The sequence below is a fragment of the Pseudoalteromonas sp. BZA4 genome, assembly GCF_040104395.1.
Taxonomy (GTDB): domain Bacteria; phylum Pseudomonadota; class Gammaproteobacteria; order Enterobacterales; family Alteromonadaceae; genus Pseudoalteromonas.
This window is the reverse complement of the sequence record NZ_JBECOT010000075.1, coordinates 1-15,733: the sequence shown is the minus strand read 5'-3', so window position 1 is coordinate 15,733 and position 15,733 is coordinate 1. Positions and strand designations below refer to the sequence as shown.

The following is a 15,733-nucleotide window of genomic DNA, read 5'->3' as shown; positions in this document are numbered from 1 at the left end:
GCTGAAACCTTTGTACTGCCAGAGCGGAGAGAAAGACATTATCCAAGGTGTGTGAAAAAGAGACCTAGTCGATACCCAGAGCGGAAACCAAAAAAAATGCTTGCCAGTTCTTAACTGACAAGCATTAAGTTTTTTAACTGGGCTTTTTATTTTCGAATTTAGCCCAATTTATAGTAATAAACCCGCAAACAGGGTAGAATCGAGCGGTTAAATTATAGCTTGTTGGACTGTTTTTCCGACACTGAGGATAATATGAAATTTGAATTAGACCGCACTGACGGTAAAGCGCGCCGCGGCCGCTTGATTTTTGAACGTGGTGTTGTAGAAACACCAGCATTTATGCCTGTAGGTACTTACGGTACTGTTAAAGGTATGACGCCTGACGAAGTGAAAGATACTGGTGCACAAATCTGCCTAGGTAACACTTTCCACTTAATGTTACGTCCTGGTACAGAAATCATTAAGCAGCACGGTGATTTACACGACTTCATGAATTGGGATCGTCCAATTCTAACTGATTCAGGCGGTTTCCAAGTATTCAGCTTAGGCGCAATGCGTAAAATCACAGAAGAAGGCGTGATGTTCAGCTCACCAGTTAATGGTGAAAAAATCATGCTTTCGCCAGAAAAAGCGATGCAAGTTCAGCGTGATTTAGGTTCTGACATCGTGATGATCTTTGACGAATGTACGCCATACCCTGCGACAGAAAAAGAAGCTAAAGATTCTATGGAGTTATCACTTCGTTGGGCTAAACGCTCAAAAGAAGGTCATGGTGATAACCCAGCTGCGCTGTTTGGTATTATCCAAGGTGGTATGTACCCTGAGCTTCGTGCACAATCGCAAAAAGGCCTAGAAGAAATCGGCTTTGATGGTTATGCATTAGGTGGTTTATCGGTTGGTGAGCCGAAAAACGAGATGATCAATATTCTTGACCACTGTGCTTACAAAATGCCTGAAGACAAGCCTCGTTACTTAATGGGCGTTGGTAAACCAGAAGACTTAGTAGAAGCGGTTCGCCGTGGTATCGATATGTTTGACTGTGTAATGCCTACGCGTAATGCCCGTAACGGTCATTTATTTGTAACTGGCGGCATTGTTAAAATCCGTAATGCAGTACATAAAACAGACACCGGTCCACTGGATCCTGAGTGTGATTGTCATACGTGTAAAAACTATTCACGTGCATACTTGCATCATCTTGATAAATGTAATGAAATCTTAGGCGCACGTCTAAACACGATTCACAACTTACGTTATTATCAACGCGTGATGGAAGGCTTACGTAATGCCATCAGTAATGGCAAACTAGACGAATTTGTTGCAGATTTTTATGCACGCCGCGGCCAAGAAGTGCCAGAGCTTGCAGATACATCAGATTAAATTTTTAGAAAAATTAAAGAGGAAGTGAAATGAGTTTATTCATCTCAAACGCCCACGCAAGTGCGGCAGGTGCAGCACCAGCAGGTGGTGGCATGGAAATGCTAATCATGTTGGGTATTTTTGGTCTGGTATTTTATTTCTTAATCTACCGTCCACAAGCTAAGCGTGTAAAAGAGCATAAAGCACTAATGGGCGCAATGGCGAAAGGCGACGAAGTACTAACGCAAGGTGGTTTAGTAGGTAAGATTGCTAAAATCGCTGATGACAAAGACTTCATCGTGATTTCATTAAACGACCAAGCAGAAGTAACAGTACAAAAATCAGCTGTTTCTGCAGTATTGCCAAAAGGCACTATGAAGTCGCTATAACAATAAAAATAAGGACTCACACGTGTTAAACAAGTTTCCATTATGGAAGTATTTACTTGTTCTTGTAGTGTTAGTCGTTGGTATTTTATATGCCTCTCCAAATTTGTATGGCCGAGATCCGGCCATACAAGTATCGGGCACTAAAGGTACTGATGCTGACCTCAGCGTACTCGATAAAGTAAATGCGACTCTCAAAGAACATAACGTTACTGTTAAATCAAGCAAACTTGAAGACGGACAAATCCTAGTTCGTTTTAAGAATGTTGAAGACCAACTAAAAGCGCAAGATCTACTGCGTGATTCCCTTAGTGAAGATTATATCTCTGCAATCAATATGGCGCCTGCTCAACCAGAGTGGTTAAAGTCACTGGGTGGTAACCCAATGAAACTAGGCCTAGATTTAAGCGGTGGTGTTCACTTTACTATGGAAATCGACATGGCGACGGCGGTTGATACTCAGCTTGAGCAAATGGAACAAGATTTCAAAAGTGACTTACGTGAAGAAAAATTGCGTTATCGCACCATTCGCCGTGTAGCGAACAGCGAGCGATTACGTGTTGAAATGCGTAACGAAGAAGATAAAGACGCAGCAGAGCGTTTCTTATCAACACGTTACCCATTAAACGTTTACGTTGATGATAGCAGCAGCGACAATGCTTTTTATGCCAGCATGAGCGAACAAAAGCTTAAAGAAATTCGTGACTACGCTATCAAACAAAATGAAACAATTATCCGTAACCGTATTAACCAAATCGGTGTTGCAGAGCCCAACGTACAGCGCCAAGGTGCTGAGCGTATTATCGTGCAACTTCCGGGCGTACAAGATACAGCGCGTGCTAAAGAGATTCTGGGTGCAACAGCAACCCTAGAGTTCCGCGAAGTTGATGAAAACGCAGATGCAAGTGCAGCCCTGCAAGGCCGTTTACCGCCAGGTACAGAAATGATCATGGCGCGTGAAGGTTACCCTGTGGTACTTAAGCAGCGCATCATTCTTGAAGGTAGCCACATCACTGGCGCGCAATCAGGTATGGATGAGTATCAACGTCCACAAGTTAGCATTACGCTAGACAGCAAAGGTGGCGCAAAAATGAATGCGTTCACTAAGCGTGCTATCGGTAAACGTATGGCAACGGTATTCATTGAATACAAGCCATCAGGTAAAACAGATGAAAACGGAAAAGCACTTCCACCAATTAAAGTTGAAGAAGTGATTAACGTAGCGACGATTCAAGCGCGTCTTGACCGTTCATTCCGTATTACTGGTATCGATAACCCAGCTGAAGCACATAACCTAAGCCTATTACTTCGTGCCGGTGCACTTGTTGCGCCAATTCAAATCGTTGAAGAGCGCACAGTAGGTCCAAGCTTAGGTCAAGAAAACATTGAAGCAGGTATGACAGCAGTTGTGCTTGGTTTTGTGTTTGTTCTTGTATTTATGCTTTTCTATTACAAAGGTTTCGGCATGGTGGCAAATTTGGCACTGGGCGCAAACTTAGTATTAATTGTGGGTGTGATGTCGCTTATTCCAGGTGCAGCGTTAACGCTACCGGGTATTGCTGGTATCGTATTAACCGTCGGTATGGCCGTTGATGCCAACGTACTTATCTTCGAGCGTATTCGTGAAGAACTTGCTGATGGCCGTAGTCCACAACAGGCCGTTCACTTTGGTTACGACAGCGCATTTAGCACAATTTTAGATGCTAACATCACAACGCTTATCGCAGCAGTGATCCTATTTGCAGTGGGTACTGGTCCTATTGCTGGTTTCGCAGTAACGCTAGCGATTGGTATTATCACCTCTATGTTTACAGCCATTGTTGGTACCCGTGCGGTAATCAACTTATTCATTGGCGGTAAACGTATTGATAAGTTGTCGATTTAGGAGTCAGCATGCAAATTTTAAAACTCGGTGGTAAAACACTCCCGTTTATGAAGTTAAGAAAGTTTGCCATGACATTATCAACTTTGTTGATTTTGGCTTCTTTCGTATCGTTTTTTACTAAAGGCTTGAATTTTGGTCTCGACTTCACTGGCGGTACCGCTGTTGAGGTAGGCTTTACACAAGCACCTGATCTTAAAGACGTTCGTGATGCAATCACTGAAAGTGGCTTTGAAGATTTCTCGGTGCAACTGTTTGGCTCAAGTAAAGAAATTTTAGTGCGTCTTGCTCCGCAAGGTCCTGGCGTAAAAGCAGAAGTAATTGGTAACCAAATCATTACGGCATTACAAAAAGTAGAGTCGACAGTAGAAATGCGTCGTATCGAATTTGTTGGCCCAAGTGTTGGTGAAGATCTAAAAGAGCAGGGTGGCCTTGCCATGTTAACTGCACTTATCTGTATCTTAATTTACGTTGCGTTTCGTTTTGAATGGCGTTTTGCGGTAGGTGCTGTATCGGCACTATTACACGACGTTATCATCACATTAGGCTTATTCTCAGTACTTGGCCTAGAGTTTGACTTAACGATTCTTGCGGCTATTTTGGCGGTAATAGGTTACTCACTGAACGATACTATCGTTGTATCTGACCGTATCCGTGAAAACTTCCGTAAAGTGCGTATTGATGACACGATTGAAATTATCGATATCTCATTAACGCAAACGTTAAACCGTACCCTAGTAACATCAATCACCACTATTCTAGTATTGATTGCGTTATTTGGCTGGGGTGGTCAAACGATCCACGGTTTCGCAACGGCATTACTGTTTGGTGTGTTCATCGGTACTTATTCATCTGTTTATGTTGCTTCAGCTGTAGCAATTGCAATGGGTGTAAGTAAAGAAGACTTAATTCCAGAAGTAATTGAAAAAGAAGGTGCGGATCTCGATCCTATGCCTTAATAAGTGATACAAAAAGAAACCGCCCTAGGGCGGTTTCTTTATTTTTAAACTTACTTTGCCTGATACTATTTGGCCTTATAATTATTTAACAACGCTTCCATAATGTGCTCAATTGCCACTCCTGCATAAAGTTTGCTGATGTAATATTTATATTCATTACAAAATGACTCGTTCTCGATAATTGAGCCGAAAATGCTCGGTTGCTCAAGAAAAGCAAGTGGTGAAATTCGTGATGCATGAGCTGCCTGCTGTAATGTTTCAGCCATATCATCGATAACTTCTAAAGACTGACTTTGTTGAGACGAATGCGTGTCGCTGTATAAGCACCAAGCTGCAATCACTAAATTAGCAATCGCACTATTACCACCAATTTTAAGGTTTTCTACAATCGTAGGTACTAAAAACGTGGAGACTTTACTTGCGCTTTGAGAGCAAATTCTTGCAAGGCTGTCCTTGATGTTAGGGTTTGCAAATCGAGTTATCAGCGTTCGCTTATAATCACTCAGATCAATACCAGGCACGTCATCTAAAATCGGTGTTACTTCGTTACCCATGAAGCTGCTTACCACTGTTGCAAATAAGGGATCTGAAATTGTTTGCTCTATGGTTTGATAGCCACGCAAAGACCCGAGTATTCCCAAAACAGTATGGCTTGCATTTAATAAGCGAATTTTCATGGTTTCATAAGGCGTAACATCATTGACTATTTGCGCACCTACTTTCTCCCAAGCTGGGCGTTGTTGACAAAATTTATCCTCGATGACCCATTGGTGAAAAGGCTCGCAAGTGACAGGCCATGAATCAATCACTCCCAGCTGTTCTGCTAGAGCAATATCTTTATCAGTGGTTGCAGGGGTAATACGGTCGACCATTGCATTAGGAAAGCTAACTTGGTTTGCTACCCAATCAGCAAGCTCTGAGTCATATGAATTAATGTAAGTAACTAACATTTTTCGTATCACATCACCATTGTGTTGAACATTATCACAAGACTGAACTGTAAACGGTTTTTGTCCACTCTTTCTGCGGCTATCTAAAGCAGCAGCAAGGTAACCAAAAATCAGCTTTGGCTTGTTTGGGTTTGCTAAGTCATGTTGTATATCGGGGTTTGAAAAATCGAACTCGCCGGTTGATGGATCATAGTTATAACCCCCTTCGGTTATTGTTAATGAAACAATCTGGGTTTCCTCAGCGGCCATTTTATTTATAACAGCTTCTGGATCATCTGGTGCTAATAGAAAATCAGTTAAACAGCCAATTATTTGCACATCAGTTTTGCCATTTGGGTGCTTTACCAATAGGGAATACAGATAATCTTGTGCTGCTAGAGATTGCTTAATAGCCCGATCAGTCTCGCGTAATCCTATACCGCATATGCCCCAACTTAGATCGCCAGTATGGTTGATGTAGTTATCAGTATAGAAAGCTTGATGAGAGCGGTGAAATCCGCCCACACCAACATGGACAATCCCGGCTTTTAGTGATTGTCGGTTATAACGCGGCACTGATATAGATGTAGGAAAAGAGCTCAGTGTTGAGTTATTTAAAGAAAGTGCGCTCATGTTTTGCCCCCGAGCAGTTAAACGGCTGAAAATTGTTTTCTACGCTGCATAGCCCAATACGCACTCGCGAAGTAAATGATGGTACAAGCGAATCCACTATTGAAAAATAATGTTCTATTGTGTTCATAGGAAGCAACATCTGGTGAGTTGAACATAGCATTTGCTGCTAGCACGACAGTTATACCTAAACTTAACCAAGCAACCGTAGTGAGTACTTTGGTCAACAGGCGTTGATCAAGAATAAATGCTGGTTCATTGGCTGCTTGCTCGGCGTGAAATCTTTCTACTTTTTTATCAAAATTAGTCAGTTCAGCTTCTTCTTTAGGATACTTCTGCGCAGCTCCATTTCGTTTTGCTAATAAAATATATACGACAATACTGAATACCCAAGTTGGTAAGAAAAGATAGTAAAATGGGATTATATTGATTGCGTTTAATGTAAATCCGAACACTAGGCCAAGTGCCCATGCAATAACAGCCGCAGAGCTATGCTCAAGCTTTTTGTAGGTAACCCAATAACGAGTTAGGCCAATTTTTGGAAATAAAAAGTGTTCAGCAAAAACGATAGCGCCAACTGGTACGACTAAAAGCCCTGCGTATGTAAGAAGTGGCAGTAACTTAGTAAATACAAATGGAAAGCAGGCAATTAAAACAGTAACTATACCCACTAAAAATGTCGTTCTGGTACGCGAAAGGTTACTAAATATAGCTTGTGCAGCAAGACCTGCACGGTACAAGTTTGCGTTTGCTGTTGTCCAGCCTGCAACAATAACAATAACTAACCCAGATAACCCAAGAGCATGGAACGCAACATCACCAGGATCTAGCTCCGTAATAGACTTTTTCACCAGGACAGCTGTGCCCGCACCCATAATACCAGCAGAGATCCAAGCGATATAGTGACCAAATAACATCCCCGCTGATGTGCATAAACCATAGCTTTTTTTCTTCGCGTAACGTAGCAAAGCCATGTCTATTAATCCAAAGTGAGTGATGGTGTTCGCAGCCCAAGAAAAACCGATGACTTCTAATAGCCCTATACCTGGCTCACCATTGGCATCTAACCCAGTCCATACGGAGACACTGCCAATGTGCATGAAGTCTCCCCAACTCGAGACTGAGGTTTCACCAATGACCGAATTGGCAAGTTCAGGCATGAGTACTAATGGACCGCTGATGAACATAACAAATAACCACGGAGCACAAATACCGGAGAATTGCGATACAGCGTTAAAACCATACATGGCAACCAATACAACGATAATGCCAACGGCAAGAACGACCATGACAAACCATGCGTTTGTTGGATACCAATTTAATTGCGCGGGAATATCAAGTGCAAAGCGAACAGCCGTTGCAGAGACGGTGATCATAGCAGCAGATATTACTGTAAAGATTATGACGTTCGCCCAGTTATATAACCGGGTCATTGAGTTTCCTGCTATTTTTTGAAGGTAAGTATATAAACTCAGGCGTGTTTCAACAGCGATTGGAGTTGTGATTAGTGTCCAGCTCAGCACGGCGAGAATATTACCAATTAGCAAGCCAAGCAGAATATCCGTCATGGTTGCGCCAAGTGCGACAAAGGTGGCGCCAAATACAAACTCAGTAGCAGCAACATGCTCACCTGCGTATAAACCTAAAAAATGTCTCCATCCTTTGAGCTTATGTTTTGCAATAGGTAATAGCTCTTCTTCTATGTGGTTTAGGTCTTTATGATCAGTATTCATAAGTAACGATCCCAGTGCTTTTTAGGCATGCTGATTTGTAAGCAAATAGCTTAACTGCATCTTTATTTATGTGTTCATTGTTTAACACTTAAAACTTTTTATTAAATAAATAGAAAATTTCAAAATTCAACACGCCCATAATTGTTGTCATTTATCATTTACATAAAAGTAAATGCTCGTTTTGAGCAGATTTATTCTTAGTGGGCATAATCCTATTCTGTTTGTTGTTTGTCAATGTTGATGAATCAGTCTATTTAATCGGCGGGTTGTCATTAATAAGCCGAAGTGATTGCACTAGTTTAGCAAATTTAAACCTCATTAAATTAAGCTTGGTAAGGTTGTTATCTTTTAATTAATTCCATCAATGTCTTATTTTATGTTTATTTTTTCTCAAAGAGCCGTTCACATAAAAGAGGATTAGTTTTATCCATTTTAATTTCTCTTTTACCAATTCTAATTTCATTTCATTAGAATTCGAGCTCTATTTCTTGATGTTGACAAATGTATTAGAGTTAGGAATATGCTCATAATGTTGTCATTTGCTCTTTTTGGGCGTTAAATTCTAGATGTTGATCAAGCTAGGACAAATTAAAATGGAGAACACGCATATGAAAACAAATCAACAACCTAAGTTTTGCCGTATATGGAAATGGATCAGTGAACGCTATTTAAACGTAGTGTGGCGTAAATCTATTGCAGCCATTATGTTGCTATATTCTCAGTCAGGTTATGCAGATGATATTTTTGATGTTCACAGCCACCTAAGTGGCGATTGGCTAGGGGCAAGAGATAAGCTAGCAGAGCAAGGTGTGGATATTCGCTTAAGCTACTTCAGCCAAACGGCGCATAACTTAAAAGGAGGAGAAAGCACAGAAACAGCCTATGCTGATCAGTTTTTTGTCGGTGGCTACTTTAATTTAGAAAAATTGCTTAACTGGTCGGGTGCTGAATTTAAGGTTGAGCTTACCAATCGTAATGGCGAACTTATTAATGAAAAAGCAAATCTGCCAGTTTTGCTGCAATCGCAACAAATTTATGGACGAGGCAATGTCACGCGTTTAACTCAGCTCTCTCTAACTCAACATTTATTTGAAGATCAACTGAGTATTAAAGTGGGTCGAATTTACCCAAGTGCTGATTTTTTGCCATGAGTTGTGCTTTTCAGCACCTGACATTTTGCAGTGGCGGCTCATCCAATTATTTGAGTAGTAGTTGGTATGGTGACCCTCTCAGTGCACTAGGGGGCAACTAACATACAAAGTCACTGATAATTTGCTATTTAAACTAGGCTGTTATGATTCAAACCCTGCAGCTATGTCATTAAATCAAGGGTTAAAATTAATAACATCAGGTGATGTTAACGGAACGACCTTGCTCGGTGAGCTGGAATATAAACGCCAATACAAGAATGGTTTAGATGGAGATTATCGGTTTGGCGTTGTCCGCAGTAGTTTAGATAAAACTAAATTAGTCAATAATGCGAATTTTTCAGATGATGAAGTACTCGTAAGGGAGCATGAGTACCCGATTGAGTTAAATTATAATTATGTTGTTACCCCAGCAATACAGTTAATGCCTAATATTCAGTATATCATCGACCCTAATGGTGATAATGATGCTGAGAATGCAGTGATTGCGGGTTTGCAGCTGAGTTTAAATTTTTAGCTAAAGCTTTTAAATTGACGTTATTTATCAGCAAGTGCTCGACTTTTTCATGCAGTTGCGAATGGCTTGCGGTTATTAACACTTTATGAAATACATAGGCACCTCACTAATTTTGAAACAAATTTAGTTAGGTGCTTTTTTAGTTGAGAGTGTGAACCCTAAAATTGTTATTCATGACAGATTATGTATAGAATAGCCGCTGAATAGCTGATTTTGCTAATCATTTACCTCATTTATTGTTCAAACAGGCGTATAAAATGGCTTCAATTCCTAGCAATGATAATCAAAAATTAGAGGAAGCAGCGAGGGCTGGCTGGCTCTACTATGTTGCTGGTAAAACACAAGATGAGATAGCCAAGCAACTTAATACGTCTCGCCAATCTGCGCAAAGGCTTGTGGCTTTGGCAGTATCGCAGGGGTTAATAAAAGTACGATTAGAGCATCCAATTCGACGTTGCATGGAGCTTGCTGATGCACTACAAAATCGATACGGTTTGCTTAGTTGTGAAGTGGTGCCTAGCGAGAGTAGCGATATTAATTCTACCATTGGCTTGGCTCAAGCGGGTGCCGCAGAAATTGAAAGGCAGCTAAAGCAGCGCCATGCAAAAATCATTGCGTTTGGTACTGGAAGAGTGTTGCGTGCATGCGCAGAGGAGCTTCCTACTATGCAATGCCCACACCATCGTATTGTATCTTTAGTTGGAAATATTGCTCAGGATGGCTCAGCAAGTCGCTATGAAGTTGCAATTCATGTTGCAGAAAGGGTTGGTGCGCAACACTTCCCTATGCCAGTTCCCGTTATAGCAGGGTCTGAAGCTGATAAAGCAGGCTGGCAGCAATTAACGCATGTTAAAAATGTACATCAACTCGCATCACAAGCTGATGTTTCATTTGTTGGTATTGGAGATTTAGGAACAAATTCTCCCCTTCATTTAGACGGCTTTGTTACTCGACATGAACTAGCTGCGCTTGACGCTATTGGTGCAACAGGTGAAGTAATTAGCTGGATTTTCGATAGCGAAGGACATCTCGTCGAATCAGAAATAAATAATCGCGTGACGAGTGCAGTACTTTCTCCAACCAATGATAAACGAGTAGTTGGGATTGCAGCTGGTGATAGTAAAGTGCCAGCCATTGCAGGAGCGATCGAATCAGGAATGATCAATAGTCTCATTACAAATGAACTAACAGCAGAAGCACTGTTGCTGAGGTAAGTCTTGGTATTATTAAGTTTACTAATTTGGTAACAAGTGACAGTTTTACAGTGGTTTATGATTTTTAAAAACGAGTCTAACTATACTCTCGGAGACATTATGAAACACCTGATGTTTAGCGTGTTTATACTTCTAATGCTTAGTGCTTGTGACGATAAGCCTGAGCCAGAACAGACTGATGTGCAGCAAATACCTGAGGTAACACTTCAGCAGCAGTTCGACAGCTATAAAGGGTTGGCTTGGCAAGTTGTAGAAGCACTACAAAACCAATCAACTGCTCAGCAATTACAAGACTTGACGCTTAAGCTAATTACTTCATCAACAGGCTTGTTTTTGAATCTAAAAGCACAGCTGCCAGAGTGTGAGGCAAGCTTGCAAGCGATGGCAGACGCTACAGAGTTTCAGCAACAACAAAGTGATGATACAGAGGCGTTGAAGAATGTAATAACAATTAATGTAGAGCCTGAACTACCTGAGTTTGCTGCGCCAAGCTGTTATCACGCACAAAAGTTATTACTTAATCCGCTCGCAGTTTATAAATTTGCGCAACAAGCTGATTTAGCACAGAGTGATTACCAAAAGGCTAAATTAAAAATGACTGATAATTTTGCCCGCATTAAGCAGCTTGAGCTGATCACCGCTATTGAGTAATCTGCACTCGTCATAGCCTTGCCATAAAATTGTCATACAAGGTTGATAATTTACCCACCTATTTGTATTACTAACGCTAGGTGTAAGGTGAACGCACAACTACAGCAGATCTTAGATAACAGTGCAATTGAGACCTTGTTTCAACCTATCTTTGATATTTCTAATCAACATATTTTGGGTTATGAGGCATTAAGCCGCGGCCCGAAAGGGTCTGAGTTAGAAATGCCGAGTGCATTATTCAGTGCAGCTATTGCTTGCCATAAGATCTCTGAATTAGAGCTACTTTGCCGCAGTAGAGCAATTGAGAACTTTGTTAAGCTCAATCTAGAAGGCAAACTATTTTTAAATGTAAGCCCTAAAACCTTACTTGACCCTTGCCATCCTAAAGGTGAAACATTACACCTAGTTGAACACTTTGGCCTTGCAACTAACCGGGTAGTAATTGAAGTTACAGAACAAGAAAAAGTCGATGATGGCTTTTTATTGATAAAGACCATTGCTCATTATCGTGAGTTAGGCTTTTCGATTGCTATTGATGACTTAGGGGCTGGCTATTCGGGTTTAAAGCAGTGGTCTGAGTTATGCCCTGAGTTTGTAAAAATAGACCGCTACTTTATCGACCACTGCGATCAGAGTGTGGTTAAAAAAGAGTTTTTAAAGTCAATTATAGAGCTTGCAAAAGCCACCAATACGCAAGTTATCGCAGAAGGCATAGAACGGGCAGAGGAGCTTCGTTTACTCGAAAGCTTAGGTGTGCAACATGCACAAGGCTTTTTACTCGAAAGACCGAGCTTACAGCCAAGTTACGAAATTAATATCCACTGCTTAAAGCACTTAGAGTCATCAGATAATAGCAATGCATTTGAGCAGTCTATGGCGATTGGTTGGTTGGCAGTCGAGCACGCCAGCATAGAAGCAACAACCCGCTGTAAAGATGCCCACAGTATCTTTGAGCAAGATAAAAGCTTAACGAGTTTAGCCGTATTAGAGCACAATATTCCTGTTGGTTTATTACACCGAGATCAACTCACTGAAGTGTTTGCCGCTCCCTATGGCCATGCACTTTATGATAAGCAACCAGTTACTTCTTTAATGGATAAACAGCCGTTAATCGTTGACGAAAACGAGTTACTCGATACGGTGAGTCAGCAAATTACCGAATTTGAGTTTGATATTCGACGCCACATTGTGATTACCCGAAGTGGTGAATACTTAGGTTTGGCGCCATTGCGTAATATCTTAAAACACATTACCGAAGAAAAAATCCGCCATGCACAACATGCCAACCCGCTGACTATGCTGCCGGGTAATGTCGCGATTAACGAAGCAATTGAGCTGAGGCTTCGTAATAATTATCCGTTCTCACTCGCGTACGTTGATTTAAACCACTTTAAACAGTTCAATGACCTGTACGGTTATGCCAGTGGTGACAGCGTTATAAAATTACTTGCAGAAGTCATCGTAGAGGCCTGTAGTACTAGCAAAGGGTTTGTCGGGCACATTGGTGGTGATGACTTCATGGTGGTGTTTGATAAAAATGATGCAGAGCAAGTTTGCCACGACATCATTAGTAAGTTTGAGCTGCAGTCTCGCGCCTTTTTCACCCCAGAACATATTGAGCAAGGGGGTTATTGGGCAAGCAATCGAGAAGGTAAAAAGCAGTTTGTGCCACTTCTTACATTATCAATCGGTTTAGTTAAGCCTGATTTAGAGCTGTGTATTAACAGCCACCAAGTCGCAGCGCTGGCAACTGATGCGAAAAAAGAGGCCAAGCGTTATCAGAGTAGCCATTTGTTTGTATGTAAACGTAGCCGACCAGCCCCGGCAGTGGTGCGTTTAAGCAGCCAAAAAGATGAAGTGATATCTATCAGTTCATGAAGAAATTTTAAGTTCGCTTAATTTTACTTGTGTCCCTGTTTAACTGGGTGTAGCTTAAAAAAAACACATAAACAAAAATAACAATGAAGCGACTATGTAGTGCAATCCTAGTATTGCTAAGCCTAGGATACAGCCTTACCACAGAAGCTAACAATGTGGTCAATTTAGCGATTGAACAACGCCCACTGTATAAACGCGATTATTATCTTCATGAATTGCTGGCAGCGGCTTTACGCGCCAGTAATTATCAAGCAGAAATCAACGAAGTTCTGGTTCACCCTCATCAACAACGTACCTTGCTGATGCTCGATGAAAAGCAGGCCGATGTGTTTTGGAGTATGACAAGCCCCGAGCGAGAACACCTTGCAATAGCAGTTAAAGTACCTTTGTTTAAAGGCTACATTGGTAAACGCGCATTACTCACTAAGCGAGCGTTTTTACCGCGTTTTAAAGATGTAAAAACGAAACAAGGTTTAGCGCAGTTTAGTGCCATTCAAGGCCATGATTGGCCCGATACTAAAATCCTTGCGCAAAACGGCTTAACAGTCAGGCCGCTGGCAAATTACCAGGCAATGTTTAGCTTAGTGATCAGAGGGCGAGTTGATTATTTTCCGCGTTCGTTCATTGAGGTCATTTCTGAAATGGAACAAATCAAAAGTGACGAGCTGGCTATAGTGCCTGACCTTTATATTAGCTATCCAACGGCATTTTACTTTTTTGTCAGTAACCACAAGCCTGAATTGGCAGAAGCTCTGTTAAAAGGACTCAAGGTGATGAAAAGCACGGGCGAATTTGAACAGTTATTTGCCAGTTACTTTGCTGAAGACTTGGCTAAGTTGCCATTTAAAGAAGGTGAAGTCATAGAGATAAAACTCGACAACGATTATTTTCAGCCACAAAAAAAGGAGCCTTAGCTCCTTTTTTGCATTTTTACATTACAACCCGCTATTAGCGAAGTAGTGACTCAGTTAACACTGGGCGAATTTCACGAATGATCGCTTGAGTTAACTTAGGTGCACCACAAATGATGTTGCCGCTTTGGTTGTAGTTAATACCACCTGCGAAATCAACAACCATACCGCCAGCTTCTTTAACTAAAAGCTCGCCTGCTGCTGTGTCCCATGGCTTAAGGCCAATTTCAAAGAAACCATCAACACGGCCCGCTGCAACATAAGCCATATCTAATGCAGCAGAACCTGCACGGCGGATATCAGCAGTGTGCACGAAAAGTGCTTTAAACGCTTCAGAGTATGCGTCTAAGTGGTGCTTTTGTTTGAATGGGAAACCAGTTGCAAGTACAGAACCTGCTAACTCGTTAGTTTTAGTTACGCGTAAACGCTTGCTGTTAAGCTGTGCGCCTTGACCACGAGAAGCAGTGAATAATTCACCTCGGATTGGATCATAGATAACAGCTTGGTCTAAACGACCTTTAACTTTAAGTGCAATAGATACTGCGAAATGAGGGATACCCTTGATGAAGTTAGTTGTGCCATCAAGAGGGTCTACAATCCATTGGTAATCTGCATCTTTACCTTTATGCTCACCAAGCTCTTCACCTACGATAGTGTGATCAGGGTAAGATTTTAAAATGGTATCACGAATTGCGGCTTCAGCTTCTTTGTCGATGTTAGTCACTAAGTCGTTAGTGCCTTTTTGTTGTACATCAACTTTTGATAAATCTTCACTTGCGTGAAGTAAAATTTTGCCTGCGTTACGCGCAGCGCGAACCGCAATGTTTAACATTGGATGCATAGCATTACCTTTGGGTTGTAAAAGAACGAATATATTTAAGCCGGCGTATTCTAGCGATTTCTAGCGTAAAGTAAACAATAAACTCGAATAAATTAGTTTGTTTTTTGTACAGTTCTGATTTTGTTGTTGATTTAATTTCAGAAGAAGGGGTTAGTGGTCAGCCGCCAGTTTGAAATTTGCATTCTGAAAAATTCGTGCCTATATAAAGTTTTTATACTTAAAAGGATGCAAGTATGAATTTTGAAAAATTAGAGGTATGGAAGCGTTCAGCAAGATTAAGTGCTGACATCTACAAAGAAACGACAGATCTAAATGATTTTGGCTTTCGCAATCAGCTCACACGTTCTGGTTTATCAATACCGAGTAACATCGCAGAAGGTATGGTGAGAATCAGCAAAAAAGAATGGGTGCGTTTTTTAGATATATCAAGATCGTCCATAGCAGAAACACGAACGCAAATTTATATCGGAATTGAGATTAAATACATTGATGCTGCCATAGGCAGAGCTTGGGTGAGTGAAACGGAAGAGCTATCAAAAATGTTGACATCTCTTATGCATAGGATCGAAGCTGATAGCTGATAGCTGATAGCTGATAGCTGATAGCTGATAGCTGATAGCTGATAGCTGATAGCTGATAGCTGATAGCTGATAGCTGATAGCTGATAGCTGATAGCTGATAGCTGATAGCTGATA

13 protein-coding genes and 1 pseudogene are annotated in these 15,733 nt (G+C 41.2%); 11 read left to right on the top strand and 3 right to left on the bottom strand.

All coding sequences use genetic code 11. The features are described from left to right. The first annotated feature begins 252 nt into the window (after nt 1-252). Genes tgt through secF form a run of 4 tightly spaced genes read left to right on the top strand, consistent with a single transcriptional unit; the run spans nt 253 to nt 4,586 of the window. Entirely contained in the window at nt 253-1,380 is a 1,128-nt protein-coding gene (tgt, locus tag ABMY41_RS19465; RefSeq protein ID WP_058583935.1) for a tRNA guanosine(34) transglycosylase Tgt, read from the top strand. A gap of 29 nt (nt 1,381-1,409) precedes the next feature. Continuing rightward, nucleotides 1,410-1,748: a preprotein translocase subunit YajC gene (gene yajC, locus ABMY41_RS19460; protein ID WP_054563539.1), complete on the top strand. Its 339-nt coding sequence runs from the start codon at nt 1,410-1,412 to the stop codon at nt 1,746-1,748. A 22-nt stretch (nt 1,749-1,770) separates the two neighbouring features. After that, on the top strand, nt 1,771-3,630 hold the full coding sequence (gene secD / locus ABMY41_RS19455) for a protein translocase subunit SecD (RefSeq protein WP_063528500.1): 1,860 nt from the start codon (nt 1,771-1,773) through the stop codon (nt 3,628-3,630). An 8-nt stretch (nt 3,631-3,638) separates the two neighbouring features. Beyond that, nucleotides 3,639-4,586: a protein translocase subunit SecF gene (gene secF, locus ABMY41_RS19450; protein ID WP_062566608.1), complete on the top strand. Its 948-nt coding sequence runs from the start codon at nt 3,639-3,641 to the stop codon at nt 4,584-4,586. 65 nt (nt 4,587-4,651) lie between these two features. Here the strand turns inward: secF and ABMY41_RS19445 are convergent, their stop codons facing one another. Together ABMY41_RS19445 and ABMY41_RS19440 are read right to left on the bottom strand one after the other, a co-directional pair. Continuing rightward, nucleotides 4,652-6,148, bottom strand: a complete 1,497-nt coding sequence (locus tag ABMY41_RS19445) for a mannitol dehydrogenase family protein (protein WP_349275976.1) — start codon at nt 6,146-6,148, stop codon at nt 4,652-4,654. A 17-nt stretch (nt 6,149-6,165) separates the two neighbouring features. Further along, nucleotides 6,166-7,878, bottom strand: a complete 1,713-nt coding sequence (locus ABMY41_RS19440) for a hypothetical protein (RefSeq protein WP_349275974.1) — start codon at nt 7,876-7,878, stop codon at nt 6,166-6,168. 608 nt (nt 7,879-8,486) lie between these two features. Between ABMY41_RS19440 and ABMY41_RS19435 the strand changes: the two genes are divergently transcribed. From ABMY41_RS19435 to ABMY41_RS19410, 6 genes and pseudogenes are all read left to right on the top strand, one after another. Continuing rightward, nucleotides 8,487-9,029 (top strand): carbohydrate porin, encoded by a 543-nt coding sequence (locus ABMY41_RS19435; protein WP_287246178.1) that lies wholly within the window; start codon nt 8,487-8,489, stop codon nt 9,027-9,029. Nucleotides 9,030-9,135: 106 nt separating this feature from the next. Beyond that, nucleotides 9,136-9,543 (top strand): annotated as a pseudogene (locus ABMY41_RS19430) (carbohydrate porin); the annotation flags it as partial. 257 nt (nt 9,544-9,800) lie between these two features. Then, on the top strand, nt 9,801-10,757 hold the full coding sequence (locus ABMY41_RS19425) for a sugar-binding transcriptional regulator (protein ID WP_349275972.1): 957 nt from the start codon (nt 9,801-9,803) through the stop codon (nt 10,755-10,757). Between the two features lie 99 nt (nt 10,758-10,856). Further along, the gene (locus tag ABMY41_RS19420; RefSeq protein WP_304636167.1) at nt 10,857-11,408 is read left to right on the top strand and encodes a hypothetical protein; all 552 of its coding nucleotides are present in this window, start codon (nt 10,857-10,859) and stop codon (nt 11,406-11,408) included. A gap of 87 nt (nt 11,409-11,495) precedes the next feature. Beyond that, the gene (locus ABMY41_RS19415; RefSeq protein ID WP_287246121.1) at nt 11,496-13,286 is read left to right on the top strand and encodes a GGDEF domain-containing protein; all 1,791 of its coding nucleotides are present in this window, start codon (nt 11,496-11,498) and stop codon (nt 13,284-13,286) included. 83 nt (nt 13,287-13,369) lie between these two features. After that, complete coding sequence (locus ABMY41_RS19410; protein ID WP_287246123.1) at nt 13,370-14,200, top strand: transporter substrate-binding domain-containing protein; 831 nt, start codon at nt 13,370-13,372, stop codon at nt 14,198-14,200. A gap of 34 nt (nt 14,201-14,234) precedes the next feature. Here the strand turns inward: ABMY41_RS19410 and suhB are convergent, their stop codons facing one another. Continuing rightward, nucleotides 14,235-15,038 (bottom strand): inositol-1-monophosphatase, encoded by an 804-nt coding sequence (gene suhB, locus ABMY41_RS19405; protein ID WP_349275969.1) that lies wholly within the window; start codon nt 15,036-15,038, stop codon nt 14,235-14,237. Between the two features lie 233 nt (nt 15,039-15,271). On the opposite strand from suhB, the gene ABMY41_RS19400 reads away from it, so the two are divergent. After that, the gene (locus ABMY41_RS19400; protein ID WP_349275968.1) at nt 15,272-15,619 is read left to right on the top strand and encodes a four helix bundle protein; all 348 of its coding nucleotides are present in this window, start codon (nt 15,272-15,274) and stop codon (nt 15,617-15,619) included. Nucleotides 15,620-15,733: the final 114 nt, after the last annotated feature.